Annotated in this window: 12 protein-coding genes and 1 pseudogene; 10 read left to right on the plus strand and 3 right to left on the minus strand. The window is 70.4% G+C overall.

The annotated features are described in order from the left end of the window. From ACH4YP_RS45545 to ACH4YP_RS45555, 3 genes and pseudogenes are all read left to right on the plus strand, one after another. A partial coding sequence (locus ACH4YP_RS45545) for a zinc ribbon domain-containing protein (protein ID WP_398497307.1) occupies positions 1-375 on the plus strand: 375 nt, incomplete at its 5' end. A gap of 137 nt (positions 376-512) precedes the next feature. Continuing rightward, positions 513-965, plus strand: coding sequence for a hypothetical protein (locus ACH4YP_RS45550; RefSeq protein WP_361062316.1), 453 nt, complete (start codon positions 513-515; stop codon positions 963-965). A gap of 125 nt (positions 966-1,090) precedes the next feature. Next, positions 1,091-1,294: pseudogene (locus ACH4YP_RS45555) on the plus strand (chitinase); the annotation flags it as partial. Here ACH4YP_RS45555 and ACH4YP_RS45560 read toward each other — a convergent pair. Both ACH4YP_RS45560 and gabT read right to left on the minus strand, forming a co-directional pair. After that, positions 1,289-1,912: a phosphatase PAP2 family protein gene (locus ACH4YP_RS45560; protein WP_361062319.1), complete on the minus strand. Its 624-nt coding sequence runs from the start codon at positions 1,910-1,912 to the stop codon at positions 1,289-1,291. The pseudogene ACH4YP_RS45555 and the gene ACH4YP_RS45560 overlap by 6 nt on opposite strands. Positions 1,913-2,524: 612 nt before the next feature. After that, positions 2,525-3,859 carry a 4-aminobutyrate--2-oxoglutarate transaminase gene (gene gabT, locus ACH4YP_RS45565; RefSeq protein ID WP_398497309.1) on the minus strand — a complete coding sequence of 445 codons (1,335 nt, stop codon included), beginning with the start codon at positions 3,857-3,859 and terminating at the stop codon, positions 2,525-2,527. A gap of 301 nt (positions 3,860-4,160) precedes the next feature. Here gabT and ACH4YP_RS45570 point away from each other — a divergent pair, with 301 nt between their 5' ends. The 4 genes from ACH4YP_RS45570 to rpmF all read left to right on the plus strand — a co-directional run bounded on the left by ACH4YP_RS45570 (position 4,161) and on the right by rpmF (position 10,054). After that, on the plus strand, positions 4,161-6,299 hold the full coding sequence (locus ACH4YP_RS45570) for an ATP-binding protein (protein ID WP_398497371.1): 2,139 nt from the start codon (positions 4,161-4,163) through the stop codon (positions 6,297-6,299). 209 nt (positions 6,300-6,508) lie between these two features. Continuing rightward, the gene (locus ACH4YP_RS45575) at positions 6,509-8,221 is read left to right on the plus strand and encodes a PucR family transcriptional regulator (protein ID WP_398497311.1); all 1,713 of its coding nucleotides are present in this window, start codon (positions 6,509-6,511) and stop codon (positions 8,219-8,221) included. Positions 8,222-8,375: 154 nt separating this feature from the next. Next, positions 8,376-9,821 carry an aldehyde dehydrogenase family protein gene (locus ACH4YP_RS45580; RefSeq protein WP_361062328.1) on the plus strand — a complete coding sequence of 482 codons (1,446 nt, stop codon included), beginning with the start codon at positions 8,376-8,378 and terminating at the stop codon, positions 9,819-9,821. Positions 9,822-9,883: 62 nt separating this feature from the next. Continuing rightward, on the plus strand, positions 9,884-10,054 hold the full coding sequence (gene rpmF / locus ACH4YP_RS45585; RefSeq protein WP_398497313.1) for a 50S ribosomal protein L32: 171 nt from the start codon (positions 9,884-9,886) through the stop codon (positions 10,052-10,054). Positions 10,055-10,141: 87 nt separating this feature from the next. On the opposite strand, the gene ACH4YP_RS45590 is transcribed toward rpmF, so the two are convergent. Then, positions 10,142-13,015 carry a glycoside hydrolase family 3 C-terminal domain-containing protein gene (locus ACH4YP_RS45590; RefSeq protein ID WP_398497315.1) on the minus strand — a complete coding sequence of 958 codons (2,874 nt, stop codon included), beginning with the start codon at positions 13,013-13,015 and terminating at the stop codon, positions 10,142-10,144. A 381-nt stretch (positions 13,016-13,396) separates the two neighbouring features. Between ACH4YP_RS45590 and ACH4YP_RS45595 the strand changes: the two genes are divergently transcribed. From ACH4YP_RS45595 to ACH4YP_RS45605, 3 genes are read left to right on the plus strand one after another with little or no spacing between them, the layout of a single operon-like run. Next, the gene (locus ACH4YP_RS45595; protein WP_398497316.1) at positions 13,397-15,079 is read left to right on the plus strand and encodes a Tat pathway signal sequence domain protein; all 1,683 of its coding nucleotides are present in this window, start codon (positions 13,397-13,399) and stop codon (positions 15,077-15,079) included. 4 nt (positions 15,080-15,083) lie between these two features. After that, on the plus strand, positions 15,084-16,178 hold the full coding sequence (locus tag ACH4YP_RS45600; protein ID WP_398497317.1) for an ABC transporter permease: 1,095 nt from the start codon (positions 15,084-15,086) through the stop codon (positions 16,176-16,178). Next, positions 16,175-17,125 (plus strand): carbohydrate ABC transporter permease, encoded by a 951-nt coding sequence (locus ACH4YP_RS45605; RefSeq protein ID WP_361062343.1) that lies wholly within the window; start codon positions 16,175-16,177, stop codon positions 17,123-17,125. The genes ACH4YP_RS45600 and ACH4YP_RS45605 overlap by 4 nt, the downstream gene beginning before the upstream one ends. Positions 17,126-17,245 lie beyond the last annotated feature (120 nt).

Consider the following 17,245-nt stretch of genomic DNA (forward strand, 5'->3'; position numbering starts at 1 on the left):
GAGGACACCGGCCGTAAGTGGGCCAAGAAGGTGGTCCGCGACCACGATGCCGTCGCGGTCGAGGACTTCCGTCCGAAGTTCCTGGCCAGGACCACCATGGCCCGCAAGGCCGCTCTGATCGAGATGGGCCGCAAGCACGGGCGGGACATCCGCCTGGTACACCCCGCGCACACCACGATGGACTGCGCGCAGTGTGATGCGAGAGCCAAGCATCGCCTGCCGCTGGGTGAGCGCACCTACACCTGCACCGCGTGCGGAGCCGTGTCCCCACGGGACAAGAACTCCGCACGCGTCATGCTCGTCCGGGCTGGTCTCAACCCGGCTGGTGCCGATGGCGCAAGACCTCCTGGAGCGCTGCTCCAGGAGGCGGCCTGAGCCAGGAATCCCTTCCCATTCAGGGAGGGGAGGATTCAATCTCAACAAGTTGTCAGAACCCGCGTAATGCCAGGCCCGAACCTCCCTCTCTCCTGTGACGCGACCAGCGTCGACACGAGAAAAAGGGAGGTTCCGCCATGACAGGGGCCAAGACGGCGGTCGAGTGGCTGGCATCCGTCGCACCGGATCCAGAAGCCTGCCGCTGGGAATGGGAGCGCAACCCCTTGGGGGTCGCGCTGCTGCCGGCGGGCAGGGCCTGGGACGTACTCATCCTGCGGGGCGAACTCGGCTATCCGACGCTCGACGTGCTGACCCGGGTGCTCGATCAGCCGGGCCCGGTGCTCGTCGACTTCGGCGACGCCCGGATGGGGTTCTTCGTGCCCCCGGGTACGGCGGCCCGGTGGCTCGGCACGGGGGTGCGAACGGCGGGGCACGGTACGTGGATCGTGGTTCCGTATCCGGGGAGGTCGACCGGCGGTGTCCGCTGGCTCGTCCCACCGGACGGCTCCGGCACGCTCACCGACCCGACGCTGCTGGAACTGGCGATGCACGAGGCGGCGGCGGGTCTGGCGACAGATGACCCGAGCTAGCCGCCGATGACCGCGGCCAGCCGGAGTTGACCGCCGCCAGTCGCTGGAGGTCTTGACAACCCGGATTGGTCTGGATCAAGTCGGGCGCGCTCCACCCTCCAATTCCCCCACGCCAAGAGGTACTTGTGGATCGCGTCAGATCTGTCCCAGCCCTCTGTGCGGCCACCGTTCTGGCCGTACCCGGCATCACCGCACTCTCGTCGGCCGCCCGTGCGGCCGACGCGGACCTCGCCAGGAACGGCGGGTTCGAGGCGGGCCTCGACGGCTGGACCTGCACGGCGGGCAGCGCGGTCACCACACCCATGCGGAGCGACGGTTCGGCCCTACGCCGACCCTCGACCGTATCGCGCGACGGCCAGGGCCATCAGTTGAAGGAGCACCAGCGACAGACACCAGCTCCCCGCCACGTCCAGCGGCCAGTGGTAGCCGCGCCGGACCAGGCCGAAGCCCACGGCCGCCACCAGTACGAGGCAGCCGATGACCAGTTCGCGGCGGCGGTAGCGGCTGTGGAGCCAGGGGAGCAGGAGGAGGACGGCCGCGCCGTAGGCGACCGCGGCGGTGGCCGTGTGGCCCGAGGGGTAGTAGCCGTCGCCCGCCATGCCGGGCGGGCCGGTCCGGCCGACGGCTTCCTTCAGAGGTACGACCAGTGCCGGTACGGCCGCCATCGTGACCAGAGCCGCGAGCGACGGGAGCCACCAGCGGGGCAGGTTCGCGCGCCGGGCCCGCCAGGACACGTAGGCGACGACCGCGAGCAGCACCGGAACGGCCACCGCGAGGTTGCCGAGATCCGCGAGCAACTCGGCGGCACCGCTCGGCAGACGGCTTCCCCTGACCTCCCCGGCCAGCCGTTCGTCCGCCCGACGCAAGGGGTTGTCGACGGCGGCCTGCCAGGTCAGGAAGGCGAAGAGGGCCGCAAGCAATCCCAGAACCCAGACCGGCCGCCCCACGACACGACGCTCACCGTCCTCAGGGGCAGGCGCCTGCCGCGATGAACACCGATCCGGAACGCTGGTCATGTCACACACCCTGCCAGGCATGATCGCCCCGGGTGACAGGGGGCACGCCAGCGCCTTCAGGGGACGCGGGGCTGTGACATCTGCGGTCCCGCCGCGGGGCGCGACAAGCCCCCACCAACCCGCACTCACCCCACAACACAAGACCCACCCCACAGCACAAGCCCCGCAGACGCCCACCCGTAAAAACGCCGAAAGGCTTGCACCAGGGGGGTAGGTGCAAGCCCTTCGGTGGAACCGATCAGATCGGGTTGTCGCTCGCCCCGGGGGGTTTGGGGCGGGCGACTGTCCGATCGGTGAGGAGACCCGAAGCCGGAAGCTCCGGTTGTGTGCGCGAGGCACGCCCAGGGCGAAGCTGGGGAGGCCCCGTCCCGGTACCGTCCACAGTCCCCTGTGGCCGGGGTGTATCTCTCATCTGGGTAGAACCTACGTCAGGGGTGAGGGCTCCGACAGGTGGATTCGCGTCCCGCCATGCACCTCGCACACGTTCTTCACACGCCCCGCTCCTCACCGCCGCGACACCGGAACCGATGAGACAGACTCCGCTCAGATGCGGGCAAAAGCCTGCTCGATGATGTCGAGACCCTCGTTCAGCAGGTCCTCGCCGATGACCAGCGGCGGCAGGAAGCGCAGCACGTTTCCATAGGTGCCACAGGTAAGGACCAACAGGCCCTCCTGGTGGCACGCCTTGGCCAGCGCGGCGGTCGCCTCCGCGTTCGGCTCCTTCGTCGTACGGTCCTTGACCAGCTCGATGGCGATCATCGCGCCGCGGCCCCGGACGTCGCCGATGATGTCGAACTTCTCGGCCATCGCGCCCAGGCGGGCCTTCATGACGGACTCGATGTTCTTCGCCCTTGCGTTGAGGTCGAGCTCCTTCATCGTCTCGATCGAGCCGAGCGCACCCGCGCAGGCCACCGGGTTGCCGCCGTAGGTGCCGCCCAGGCCGCCCGCGTGCGCGGCGTCCATGATCTCGGCGCGGCCGGTGACGGCGGCGAGCGGCAGACCGCCCGCGATGCCCTTGGCGGTGGTGATCAGGTCCGGGACGACGCCCTCGTCCTCGCACGCGAACCACTGGCCCGTACGGCAGAAGCCGGACTGGATCTCGTCCGCGACGAAGACGATGCCGTTGTCGGTGGCGAACCTGCTGAGGGCCGGCAGGAAGCCCTTGGCGGGCTCGATGAAGCCGCCCTCGCCGAGCAGCGGCTCGATGACGATCGCGGCCACGTTCTCCGCGCCCACCTGCTTGCTGATCTGGTCGATGGCCTGCGCGGCGGCCTCGGGGCCCGCGTTCTCGGCACCGGTCGGCCAGCGGTAGCCGTACGCCACCGGCACCCGGTAGACCTCGGGCGCGAACGGCCCGAAGCCGTGCTTGTACGGCATGTTCTTCGAGGTCAGCGCCATCGTCAGGTTCGTACGCCCGTGGTAGCCGTGGTCGAAGACGACGACGGCCTGCCGCTTGGTGTACGCCCGCGCGATCTTGACGGCGTTCTCGACGGCCTCGGCGCCGGAGTTGAAGAGGGCACTCTTCTTGGCGTGGTCGCCCGGGGTCAGCTCGGCCAGCGCCTCGGCGACGGCCACGTAACCCTCGTACGGCGTGACCATGAAACAGGTGTGGGTGAAGTCCTGGAGCTGGGCGGAGGCCCGGCGTACGACGGCTTCGGCGGACGCGCCGACGGACGTCACGGCGATGCCGGAACCGAAGTCGATCAGCCGGTTCCCGTCGACGTCCTCGATGATCCCGCCGCTCGCGCGCGCGGTGAAGACGGGCAGCACGGACCCCACTCCGGCCGCGACCGCGGCGAGACGGCGGGCCTGCAGTTCCTGCGACTTCGGACCGGGAATGGCGGTGACGACGCGGCGCTCCTGCGGAAGTGTGCTCATGAGGGGCTCCCTGGGGGGTCTTGCGAACGGCTTGGGGAAGGTCTTTGGGAAGGACGTCGATGGCGCCCGGCTTCCTTCTTCGCAGGCTAGAGCCGGGAACGGGGGGTGGGCATGCTCCATCTGGGCGGTGTCGGGAGATTCGGTTGTCCGCCATGGACATAGCGTGGGCGGGGAGCGGCGAGGGGCCGGCGTGTCCGTATCGCCGCGTACCCGGCCCGGTAAGCGGTGAACTCCCTTTGTGAGGGCGTTAGATTGACTCGCAAACCACGTATGGAGCGGCTGGTCAGGGGTGGCAGAGGCGATGGACAGCGACGGCACGCAGGACGCACGGGGCACGCACGCCGATCGTGTGCCGCGGCCGGCGGGACCGCCCCAGGTGCCGCCACGGCCCGCGCAGGCGCCCGGGATGCCGCCGGCGCCGGACGCGGCCGCGGTGACGGCCGCGGACGGGTCCACCTTTCTCGCCTGGCTGCGGACCCCGCGGCCCGAGGCCGCGCCGGGCGTGTGGCGCTTCGGGCACCTGCCGCGGCCGGACGAGGAGCCCGAACAGATTCCGGCCCGGCAGCTGCTGAGTGGGGCGCTGATCGCCTTTCTTGTGGGGTGGCTGATCTGGTCTTTGCTGTCCAACGGCTATCTCGGCGGTTGGTGGATCCTGCCGCTCGAACTGTTCACCCCGGATTCCTGGCGGACCAGCGACAGCCAGTTCGTCAATCTCCTCGTATGGGACGGGTACACCGTCCTCGTCGCGTTCGCGATCATGATCGGCGTGGGACGTCTCGGCCGCTGGAGCGAGGTCTGGCGCCGTTTCGTGGCCCCCCGCCTGCGACGGGCCGTGCCCCAGCAGGCGCCGCCCGCCCCCGAGGAAGACCCCGCCCAGTGGAACCAGCTCCGCGCCGCCGGTGCCGCCGACGCCGCCGAGAGGCTCGGCGGCGAGGCCCGGGCCGGGCGTATGCGCGATGTCGACCAGGCCAGGATCGCCCGCGCCTGGCAGGGCGTACGGAGCGGACGGCACAGTCTCGCCACCTTCAGCGGGGCCGTCCTGAAGGACGGAGCCGCCGCCTGTCTGCACCCCTCCGGGGAGCGGGACCTGCCAGGACGGCTCGCGAAGCACGACCTCGTCACCGGGCAGGTGCGGCTCGGCACGACCGCCGACGACCCGCGGAATCCGTACTCCTACCGAGGGACCGGCCTCGCGCTCGGACCGGACCTGCTGGGCACCTCACTCCTCGCCGTCGGGCCCGCCGGGTCCGGCAAGACGGGCGGGGTCGTCTGGCCGCTCGCCGAGTCGCTGTGCCTGCACGCGCTCGCGGGGCGGGCAGCCGTCGTCGTCGTGGGGGCCGCGGGGGCGGGGCTCGGGCCGGTGGACGCGTACGACGTCGTGGTGCGGGTGGGCAATCCCGAGTCCGTGTACGACCTCGATCTGTACGGCGGGACCACCGACCCCGACGAGGCGGCGGCCGTGCTCGCCGAGGCGCTCGTCGGGGACCTCGCCGATCCGCATCCCGGCGCGGACAGCAGGCGGTCCACCACCGTGCTGGCCCAGCTGCTCGGGCCGTTCCGGGGTGTGCACGGCCGTTTCCCTTCCGTGCCCGAACTGAGGCAGCTGCTCGATGGCACGCCCGGACCGCTCGGCGCGCTGCGCAAGGCGCTCACCGAGGGCGGGCAGGAGTCCCTGCTGCGCGAACTCGACGCGCGGGAGCGCCAGTTGGGGCAGCCGGGGGATACGGGGAGTGTGCTCGCCGATCGGGTGGCGCTCCTCGACCGCCCCGCGTTCGCCGGGTTCTTCGACACGTCCGGGCAGTCCCGCCCCTTCTCCCTGCGCGCCCTCGACCACCCCGTGCGGGTGCGGATCGACCTGCCCGAGCGAGGGCACGCCGACGCCTCCCGGATGCTCGCGCGGCTCGTGCTCGCCCAGTTCGCGGCGAGCGTCGCCGTACGGGAGGACCGGTCGCTGTTCGCCTGTCTCGTGCTCGACGACGCCACGGGAGTCATCACACCCGAGGCCGTACGGGGCATTCAGCGGCTGCGGTCCGCCAACGCCGGGGTCGTGATGACGCTGCGCACGCTCGACGACGTACCCCGGCCGCTGCGGTCGCCGCTGCTCGGTGCGATCGGGTGCCGGATGGCGCTGTCCGGGCTCACGCCGTGGGACGGGCAGGACTTCGCCGAGGTGTGGGGCAAGGAGTGGATCGAGGCGCGGGACGTCACCGACCGGCAGATCATCGCGGAGACACCGGCCGGCAAGGCCGTACACATGCTGCGGCGGGTGATCACCGGCAATGCGCCCACCGCCCGGGCCGTGACCGTGCGGCAGGTCGAGCGCGAGCGGTGGTCCGCGTCCGAGTTGGCGCACGGGGTGCCGCCGGGGCACGCGGTGCTCTCGCTCACCAGTGTGCGCGGGGAGCACGCGCCTCCGCTGCTGGTGGATCTGCGGAGCTGAGGCGGCTGCGGGAGCTGAGGGCTCCTGAGGGACATTTGACGGGTGTGCTGAGCACGACGTCCGGACATATGGTCACGGGCCGACCGTACGGTGAGGCAGAATCGGCATAGGTCGTTCATACGCTGCGGCCAAAAGATCGCAAGGATCACATCGCCCGCGACCGTCGAAGAACCTGTGAAGCTCCGAAGACCTGAAGACCTGAAGGCCTCATGCCCCCCACGCTTGCCTCGCTCGTCCATCACTCGGCGCTCAAGCTCACCGTGCGCGCGGGCGGGGAACGGCTGGACACCCCCGTTCGCTGGGTGCACGCCAGCGAGCTCACCGACCCCGTGCCGTACATGGAGGGCGGGGAACTGCTCCTCATCACCGCGCTCAAGCTGGACGCGGAGGACGCCGACGCCATGCGGCGGTATGTGAAGCGGCTGGTGGGGGCGGGGGTGGCCGGGCTCGGCTTCGCCGTCGGGGTGCACTACGAAGAGACGCCCAAGGCGCTCGTCGACGCGGCGGAGGGCGAGGGGCTGCCCCTGCTGGAAGTACCGCGGCGCACGCCCTTCCTCGCCATCAGCAAGGCCGTGTCCGCCGCCATCGCGGCCGATCAGTACCGGGCGGTGACGGCGGGCTTCGCGGCACAGCGGGAGCTGACCAAGCAGGCGCTGAGCGACGGGCCCGAAGGGCTGCTGACCGCGCTCGCCTCGCAGGTGGACGGATGGGCCGCCCTGTACGACGCGTCCGGTGCCGTCGTCGCCACCGCGCCCGAGTGGGCGGGGCGGCGGGCCGCCCGGATCACCGGTGACGTGGAGCGGCTGCGGGAGCGGGCCGCGCCCGCGAGTTCCGTCGTCGGCGGCGGCGCGGGTGACGGTGAGGGTGGTGACGGCGGGGACGGGAGCGGCGAGGACCGGGTCGAGCTGCACTCGCTCGGGACGGGCCGGCGGGCCCGGGCCGCGCTGGCCGTGGGGACCGCGGCCGCGCTCGGTACGGCCGAGCGGTACGCCGTGCACTCGGCCATCGCCCTGCTGACGCTGACCACAGAGCGGTCCCGGTCGCTGTACGCCGCCGAGCAGCGGATCGGGGCGGCCGTGCTGCGGATGCTGCTGGCGGGGCAGCCGGATCATGCGCGAGGGGTCGCCGGGGACTTGTACGGGGGACTGCTGGACGCGCCCTACCGGATGATCCTGGCCGAGGCCGCGTCGGCCTCCGCGGGGCGGGCCCGGGCTCGGGCCGGGGACGCGGACGCGGATACGGATGGTGGCGGGGCCGCGGTCAGCGCCGAGGCCGCCGCCGCCCTCGCCGACGCCGGCGGTGATCTCGTGGGCGGGCTCGGTGAGGTCGTGGAGTCCGCCGCCGCCCGGTCCGGCGAGGCCGTGCTCGTCGTGCCCGACGGGGAGCGGCTCGTGGTGCTCGCCGCGGATCGGGGTGCGGTCGTCTCCGCCTGCGCCCAGTACGCCGAGGCCGTCGGGGGCGCCCGGTCCGGCGGTGAACAGGCGGGCGACGAGGACGAGTTGGTGGTCGGGATCTCCGCTCCCGCCGGGCCCATCGCCGCCGGGGCCGCCTACAAGCAGGCCGAGCAGGCCCTCTCCGTCGCCCGGCGGCGGGGGCGGGTGCTCGTCGAGCACGAGGATCTGGCCGCGGGGTCCGTGGTGCCGTTGCTCGCGGACGACGCGGTGCGGGCGTTCGCGGACGGGCTGCTCAGGCCCCTGTTCGAGCATGACGCCACCGGGCGGGGGGATCTTGTCGCCTCGTTGCGGGCGTGGTTGTCGCGGCATGGGCAGTGGGACGCGGCCGCGGCGGATCTTGGGGTGCATCGGCATACGTTGCGGTACCGCATGCGGAGGGTCGAGGAGATCCTCGGGCGGTCTTTGGACGATCCGGATGTGCGGATGGAGTTGTGGCTGGCGCTTAAGACGACGGCGTCGGCGGAGTAGGCGGGGGCGAGGAAAACCCGGCGACTAGGCCAAACCGGCGCACCCCGGCAGGGGAGTGCTACGACTCGGACAGGCGCCGCCGGGGCATCGCGGTCATACCGTGGTCGGGAAAGACCAGGAACACCCCCGAACGCAGAAGGGCCCGGACTCGCACATGACCTCCACCCACGCCTTCTGGCTCGCCGGCCGCCAGGCCACAGGCGAGTCCACCTTCGACGTCACCTCCCCGTGGGACGGCCACCTCGTCGGCCAGGTCTCCGTACCGACCGACGCCCAGGTCGAGGAGGCCGTGGCCGCCGCACACGCCGTACGGGACGAGTTCGCAGCCACCCCCGCCCACGTACGCGCCGCCGCCCTCGACCACGTCAGCCGCCGCCTGGTGGAGCGGACCGAGGAGATCGCCCGGCTCATCTCCGCCGAGAACGGCAAGCCGGTCAAGTGGGCCCGCGGCGAGGTCGGACGGGCCGTGTCCGTGTTCCGGTTCGCGGCCGAGGAGGCCCGTCGGTTCAACGGCGGCGAGGCCCAGCGGCTCGACACCGACGCCGGCGGCCAGGGACGCCTCGCCCTCACCCGCCGCTTTCCGAAGGGCGTCGTCCTCGGCATCGCACCCTTCAACTTCCCGCTGAACCTCTGCGCCCACAAGATCGCCCCCGCGATCGCGGCCGGCGCCCCGATCATTCTCAAGCCGGCCCCCGCGACCCCCCTCTCCGGGCTGCTCATCGGCGAGCTGCTGGCCGAGACCGACCTGCCGGCCGGGTCGTGGTCCGTGCTGCCCGTCGCCAACGACAGGATGCCCGCCCTCGTGCAGGACGAGCGGCTGCCCGTCATCTCGTTCACGGGGTCCGACAAGGTCGGCTACGCGATCATGGACTCCGTACCGCGCAAGCACCTCACCCTCGAACTGGGCGGCAACGGCGCGGCCGTCGTGCTCGCCGACTGGGCGAGCGACGCGGACCTCGACTGGGCGGCCTCGCGGATCGCCACCTTCTCCAACTACCAGGGCGGGCAGTCCTGCATCTCCGTCCAGCGGGTGATCGCGGACGCGTCCGTGTACGACCGGCTGCTGCCCCGCGTGGTGGCCGCCGTCGAGGCGCAGGTCACCGGCGATCCGGCCGACGACGCCACCGATGTCGGGCCGCTGGTGAGCGAGGACGCCGCCAAGCGCGTCGAGACGTGGGTGGACGAGGCCGTGAACGCCGGCGCCACGCTGCTCGCGGGCGGCAAGCGCGACGGTGCCTCGTACGCGCCGACCGTGCTGGCCGGTGTACCGGCCGACGTGACCCTCTCCTGCGAGGAGGTCTTCGGGCCCGTTCTCACCGTGCAGAAGGTGGAGGGGGAGGCGGCCGCCTTCGCCGCCGTCAACGAGTCCAAGTACGGGCTGCAGGCAGGGGTGTTCACCCACGACCTGCAGACCGCCTTCCGCGCCCACCGCGCGCTGGAGGTGGGCGGCGTCGTGGTCGGTGACGTGCCGTCCTACCGCGCCGACCAGATGCCCTACGGCGGCGTGAAGCAGTCCGGGGTCGGGCGTGAAGGCGTGAGGTTCGCGATGGACGACTACACCTACGAGCGCGTCCTCGTGCTCACGGGACTCGCTCTGTGACCCGGGCCGCATGCCGCAACCTCTATAGCTAGTGACAATCGTTTTCATGTAGAGTCCTGGCCATGGCCGTCCCGAAGCGCAAGATGTCCCGCTCCAACACCCGTCACCGCAGGTCCCAGTGGAAGGCGGCGACGCCCGATCTCGTCCCGTTCTTCGCGGACGGGCGCGAGTACGCCGTACCCCGGCGGCTCGTCCGCGCCTACGAGCGCGGGCTCATCAAGCCCGAGGGGTGACCCCACCCGCCCCCGGACGAAGGGGCCCGGCACCGCTGCCTTCCGGTGCCGGGCCCCTTCCTTGTGCCGTCGGCCCGGTCCGGACCCTCAGCCGGAGAAGCCGACGTGCGCGAGCCGCACCGGGCCGCGCAGCCCGATGTGCAGGTCGTGGACCCCGGCGGCGCCGAACGGGGTGACGACGGTGGTGTAGTCGTACGGTCCCGGCGTGGCCGGGATGTCGAACCGGGCGATCACCGGGCCGCCGTCCAGGGCCAGTTCGAGTGAGCCCTCGCCGGACACCTCGACGGTGACGGTCGTGGTCGCCGGGCCGAAGTCGCAGCCGCGGTAGACCAGTTCGGCGGTTTTCCCGTGGTTCCCGTGGTTCCCGTGGTTCCCGTGCGCGGGTGTCACCGCGTCGCCCGACAGTTTCGTACGGTCGATGATCTCCGCGCCCCGCTGCTCGTCGAAGTCGGCCGCGTTCAGGCCGAGTTCGAGGATCGGGCGTGGGGTGGCGGGTGTGCCGTCCAGTTCGACCGTCGTGCGCAGCCGGATGTCCTCGCTGGACGCGCCCACGAGGAGTTCGTACGGGCCCGGCTCCACGCGTCGGACGCCGTGGGCCACGTCCCAGAACTCGAAGGCGGACAGCGGGAGTTCGAAGGTCAGCTCGGTGGAGACGCCGGGGAGCAGGTGGACTCGGCGGTGGGCGAGCAGTTCGCGGCGGGGGCGGGAGACCGACGGGGTCACGGCACGGGAGTAGAGCTGGGCCACCTCGTCGGCGGGTGTGACGCTCGTGTTGGTGACCGTGAAGGTGGCGTGCACGCGGTTCTCGCCCACGTGGGCCACGAGTTTCCCGTACTCGAAGGTCGCGTACGACAGGCCGTGGCCGAAGGGGAAGAGCGGGGTGCCCTCGAAGTACAGGTACGTCTGGCGGCTGCCGATCACGTCGTAGTCGAGCAGGTCGGGAAGGTCCGCGTCCGAGGCGTACCAGGTCTGGGGGAGCCGGCCCGCCGGGGAGACGTCGCCCGCCAGGACGCGGGCCAGGGCCGTGCCGGCCGCCTGGCCGCCGTGGGCCGTCCAGAGGACGGCGGGGAGGTCGGCGGGGTCGGTCGCGTACGGGTAGGAGGAGACGATCACCAGGGCCGTGCGGGGGTTCGCGGCGCGGGCCGCCTCCAGGAGGCGCCGCTGGTGGGCGGGGAGGGCGAGGGTCGTACGGTCCTCCGTCTCGCGGCCGTTGATGTGCGGGTCGTTGCCCGCGACCACGAGGACCACGTCGGCCGCGGCGGCCGTGCGGGCCACCGTGTCCTCGCCGCGTTCCGTGATCTCCGGTTCGAGGATTTCCGGGTTCTCGGAGGCAACCTTCACGCCGTCGGCGGTGACAGAGACGTAGCGACCCGTACCGACATGCTTCAGGAGGTGACCGTTCCCGTGCGACGTGTGGGGTTCCAGGCGGAAGGTCTCCTGGACGATCCAGCCACCGGGCTGGTCGGCGGACGCGCGTACGAAGCCGTCGTCGGCGACCGAGAGGTAGCGGCCGTCGGGGGCGCGCAGGGTGAGGACGCCCCCGCCCCAGTCGATCAGCGCGAGTTCGGTGCCCGTGGTGTCGGTGGTGAGCGGGGGCAGGTCCGTGCGGCCCGCGAGGAGGGCCGGGTCCAGCGCGCCCTCCGCGCCGCGGACCTCGTCGGTCATGTCGTCCGCCGCCGGCACGCTCAGATACGTACCGGCGGAGGTCTTCAGGCGTACGCGGTCCACGCCCTCGGCGAAGTCCACGCGGTCGGCGCCGAAGCGTTCGTAGAGGCCTTCGAGCGGGGTGGAGCGGTGGATGAGGGTGCCGCTGTACCAGTCGAGCTTGCACTCGTCGGCGAGGAGGCCCACCACCGCGATGCGGGTGTCCTGACCGGGGAGGTCGGTGAGGGGGAGCAGACCGTCGTTCTTGAGGAGGACGATCGCCTGTTCCGCGGCCTCCCGCGCGAGGGACCGGTGCGCCGGGGTGTCGAAGTCCTTCGTGTCCGCGTACGGGTCCAGGCGCGGGTCGAACTCGCCGAGGCGGAAGCGGACCGCGAGCTGGCGGCGGACCGCCGCGTCGATGTCGGCCTCGGTCAACAGGCCCTGGTCCAGCGCCCCTTGGACGCGTTCGACGATCTGCGAGCTGTCCGTGCCGTGGTCGGTGAAACTGTCGACGCCGGAGATCAGGGAAGCGGCCGTGGCCTCCTCGTGCGTGTCGAAGTAGTGCTCGGAGTCGACCAGGTTCGAGGGCGCGCCCGCGTCCGAGCAGACCAGGAGATCCTGCTCCGTCCAGGTGCGCAACTGCTCGCGCAGATACGGCGACACATGGTTGGGGCGGCCGTTGACCAGGTTGTACGCGGGCATCACGCCGGCCACCGTGCCCGCCTCGACCGTCGCGCGGAAGGCGCGCAGGTCGTACTCGTGCAGCACGCGCGGACGGACGGAGCTCGACGCGGTCGCCCGGTCCGTCTCGTTGTTGTGCGCGAGCCAGTGCTTGAGGACCGGAGCCGTCCGCCAGTACGCCGGGTGGTCGCCGCGCAGGCCCCGGGTGTACGCGGTGGCGATGGCCGAGGTGAGCTTCGGGTCCTCGGAGTAGCCCTCCTCGTTGCGGCCCCACAGGGGGTGACGCAGGAGGTTGACCGTGGGTGCCCAGACGTTGAGGCCGACGCGGTCGTCGCGCGAGCGCATCGCGCGGGTCTCGGTGGAGACCGCCTCGCCGACCCGGCGTACGAGCTCGTCGTTCCAGGTCGCGCCGAGGCCGACCGCCTGTGGGAACACCGTCGCCGGGCCCATCCAGGCCACCCCGTGCAGTGCCTCCTGGCCGGTGCGGAACGCGGCGACTCCGAGCCGCTCCACCGCGGGCCCGAACTGGTGCAGCATCGCGACCCGTTCCTCCAGGGTGAGCCGCGACAGAAGATCGTCGATGCGCTTCGCGAACGGCAGCTGCGAGTCGCGGAAAGGCGGCGTTTGAGCGGTCACGCGAGGATCCCTCTGTGGAAGGCGGGGAGAACGACGAAGGTCTTTCGAAGCGCTTCGATGCTCATTCGACTCCGGGGCGGGTGTCAAGACACCCCGGCGCAACAACTCCGAATCCTCACCGCCATCCCAAGGGCCGGAAGAGACCGGTTCAGACCTTTACACCTCCGAGGAATGTTGGAATCGGCTCTTGTGCACCCCCAGGTGTTCACTTAACCTCGCAGCAACATCGAAGCGCTTCGACTCTTGTCGATAGTCGAAGATGTCGCCCCCGGAGGGCGCAGACCTCCGAGGTCCGCTTCAGCTCAGCCAGTTCCACTCAGACACCGCAGCCGACGGCTCCACCGCCGGGTGTCCTGCTGTGCGCCATGAAGGGTTGACGCAATGACGCCGAACTCCGCCACTTCCGCTCCCAGTCGGAGAAGTTTCCTCGGCTCCACGGCGGTCGCTGCCGCCGCGGTGGCCGGCGGGATGCCGCTTCTCGCCGCGTGCGGCGGGTCCGGCGGCGGCTCCAAGGACGGCACGACCTCGGGCAAGGACGCGCGGAAGATCCTCCCTGCCTTCGTGGCGCAGAACGTGGTGACGCCGGACATCGCGTCGAAGAACGGCTCCTCCGTCGGTTTCACCAGCAAGCTCGTCCTGGGTGACCTCAAGACCTCGGTGCCGCGGAAGCTCGGCAAGGGCAGCACCATCAAGATCATGTCGCCGTTCTGGGGCTCACCGCCGAAGGGCGGCAATCCCTACTACTCGACGATGAACACGACGATCGGCGCCGACGTCGTCTGGCAGAACCAGGACGGCAACACGTACGACGAGAAGCTGGGCGCGGTTCTCGCCTCCAGTGACATGCCGGACGTCGTGGTGATCCCCAGCTGGAACATGGGCGGCAAGATACCCAGCGCCATCATCAGCAAGATGGCGGACCTCGGCCCGTACCTGTCGGGCGACAAGGTCAAGGAGTACCCGAACCTCGCGGCCATCCCGACCGACGCCTGGCAGTACTCCATCTTCGGCGGCAAGCTGCGCGGCCTGCCCCAGCCCGCCCCCACCGTCGTGGGCATCGTGCCCTTCTACCGCAAGGACGTCTTCGACAAGGAGGGGTACGAACTCCCCACGACCGCCGACGAGTTCCTGACCCTCGCCAAGGAGATCACCAACGCCAAGGCGAAGGTGTGGGCCTGCGACGACATGAAGTGGAGCGCCTTCAATTTCTTCGGCGTGCTGTCCGGAAGCGAGAAGTCGCTCGGCTGGAACCTCGTCGACGGCAAGCTGATCTACCGGGTCGAGACCGACGAGTACCTCGAATCGCTCGAGTGGACGCGCAAGCTGTACGCGGCGGGCGTCGTCCACCCCGACGCCAGGGCGGCGAACCAGGGCAACGCGGGGCAGCGTTTCACCGACGGCCAGGTCATGATGTACAACCAGAACATCACGGACTGGTGGGGCAAGATGGCCGAACAGGCCACCCAGAACAAGGACTTCCGCATCGCCGGCATGGACATCTTCGGCCATGACGGGGGCGACCCCCAGCTGTGGGCCGCATCGCCTGCGGGCATCTTCGCCTTCATCAACAAGAAGGCGTCCAAGGCCGTGATCCACGACGTGCTGGCCGCCGCGAACGTCACTGCCGCCCCGTACGGCACCAAGGAGTACATGCTCACCAACTACGGGGTGGAGGGCACGCACTACACGGTCAAGGACGGCGTTCCCACCAAGAACGACAAGGGCAACCAGGAGGTCCTGAACGCCTTCGTCATGCTGGCGAGCCCCGCCTCGACCATCGCGCACCCCGACTTCCCGGACATCGCGAAGGAACAGGTGGAGTGGCAGCAGCGGATGGGCGCCTTCACCAAGAAGTCCTCCTTCTACGGGCTCCAGGTCACCGAACCGGCCCGCTACACCAGCCTCTCCAACGACTTCGAGGACCTGGAGGACAGCGTCGTCCGCGGCCGCAAGAAGGTCAGCGACATGCAGCAGGCGGTGTCGGAGTGGAAGAGCCAGGGCGGCGACAAGCTGCGGGACTGGTACAAGAAGCTGCTGGACGACAGCGGCTCCGCGCAGGGGTGACGAGGTGGCACACAGCACCACTCCGGGCGCCGCCGCGCGCACCGCGCCGTCGACGACGGACGACACCGCCGAACCCTCCGCCGGAGAGGGCGGATCCAGCAGGGCCGCCAAGCCCGCGAAGCCCCCCGGGGTCTCCAGAGCCGAGAAGAAGGCCCTCAGGAAGGCCGCGAACGGCGGCACCCTCAGGACCCGCCTCAAGCGGGACCGCACGCTGATCCTGATGACCCTGCCGGCCGTCCTGCTGGTCCTGGTCTTCAACTACATACCGATCCTGGGCAACGTCGTCGCCTTCCAGGAGTACGACCCGTACATCAGCGACAACGGCTTCGTCGCCATCTTCCACAGCCCCTGGGTCGGCTTCGAGCAGTTCTCGCGGATCTTCGAGGACTCGGCGTTCTGGGACGCCGTCCAGAACACCTTCGTCCTGTTCTCCCTCCAACTGCTGCTCTTCTTCCCGATCCCGATCGTGCTCGCGCTGCTCATCAACAGCGTGATCAGGCCACGGGTGCGGGCGGTGTCGCAGGCGATCCTCTACCTCCCGCACTTCTTCTCCTGGGTGCTGGTCATCACCGTCTTCCAGCAGATCTTCGGCGGCGCCGGCATCATCGCGCAGACCCTGCGACAGCACGGCTACGAGGGCTTCGACCTCATGACCGACCCGGGGATCTTCAAGTTCCTGGTGACGGCGGAGGGCGTCTGGAAGGACGCCGGCTGGGGAATCATCGTCTTCCTCGCGGCGCTGGCCTCCGTAAGTCCCGACCTGTACGAGGCCTCGGCGATGGACGGGGCCGGCCGGTGGCGCCGGATGTGGCACGTCACGCTGCCCGCGCTGCGGCCGGTGATCGCCCTGCTCCTGGTGCTGCGGGTCGGTGACGCGCTCACGGTCGGCTTCGAGCAGATCCTGCTGCAGCGCGACGCGGTGGGGCCGGGCGCGGCGGAGGTCCTCGACACCTTCGTGTGGTGGAACGGCGTCCGCAACCAGGACTTCAGTTACGCGGCGGCGGCGGGCCTGATCAAGGGTGTGGTCAGTCTCGGCCTCGTCCTCGCCGCGAACAAGGTCGCCCATCTCATGGGCGAGCAGGGGGTGTACAAGAAGTGAGCGCTGTCACCGAGGAACGGCCGAAGGCCCCCGGCTCGAAGGCTTCCGGACGCTGGGCCGCACCGCCGCGGCCCGTCTGGGAGGAGGAGCCCAACAAGGCGGGGCTCGCGAGCAAGGGCCTCGTCCTGGCCATCGCCTGCTTCGCCGTCCTGTTCCCGCTGTGGATCGTCGTCGTCACCAGCCTGTCCTCGAAGCAGGACATCAGTGAGGCCGGCGGCCTGGTGGTGATCCCCAAGGGCATCACCTTCATCGCCTACCAGGAGCTGCTGAGCGGCGGCCAGGTCACCCGCGCCACCGTCGTCAGCCTGGGCGTCACGCTCGTCGGCACGGTGTTCTCGATGACGGTGTCCGTCCTCTCCGCGTACGGGCTCTCCCGCATCGGGTCCGTCGGGCACCGCTGGTTCCTGATGATCCTGCTCGCGACGATGTTCTTCGGCGCCGGCCTCATCCCCACGTATCTGCTCGTGCAGTCCCTGGGGCTGACGGACACGTACCTGGCGCTGATCCTGCCGAGCGCGATCAGTGTCTTCAACATCCTGGTCCTGCGGGCGTTCTTCATGAGCATCTCGCCGGAGCTCACCGACAGCGCGCGGATCGACGGGGCGGGGGACTGGCGGATCCTCTGGCAGATCGTGCTCCCGCTCTCCCGTGCCGTCGTCGCGGTGATCACACTGTTCTACGCCGTCGGCTACTGGAGCGCCTGGTTCAACGCGTCGATCTACCTGAGCGACCAGGAAATGATGCCGCTGCAGAACGTCATGATCCAGCTCGTCCAGAAGCAAGAGCCTCCGGTCGGTATGAGCCAGGCCATCAAGACGGGCCAGCTCTCCGCGCTCGCCGTCCAGATGGCGGTCATGGTGCTGGCCCTGCTGCCGGTCGCGTTCCTCTCGCCCTTCGTCCAGAAGCACTTCAAGAAGGGCATGCTCACCGGCGCGGTCAAGGGGTGACTTGCGTCCCCCTTCTGGCTTGGCTTGGAACTGTTGGGTTGTTTGTCGGCTGCGGGTCGGTTGTGGCTGATCGCGCCCACGCGGCGGAGCCGCAGAATTCCACAGCCCCGCGCCCCTTGA

Source organism: Streptomyces sp. NPDC020747, from assembly GCF_044334695.1.
In the GTDB taxonomy this organism is placed as follows: Bacteria; Actinomycetota; Actinomycetes; order Streptomycetales; family Streptomycetaceae; genus Streptomyces.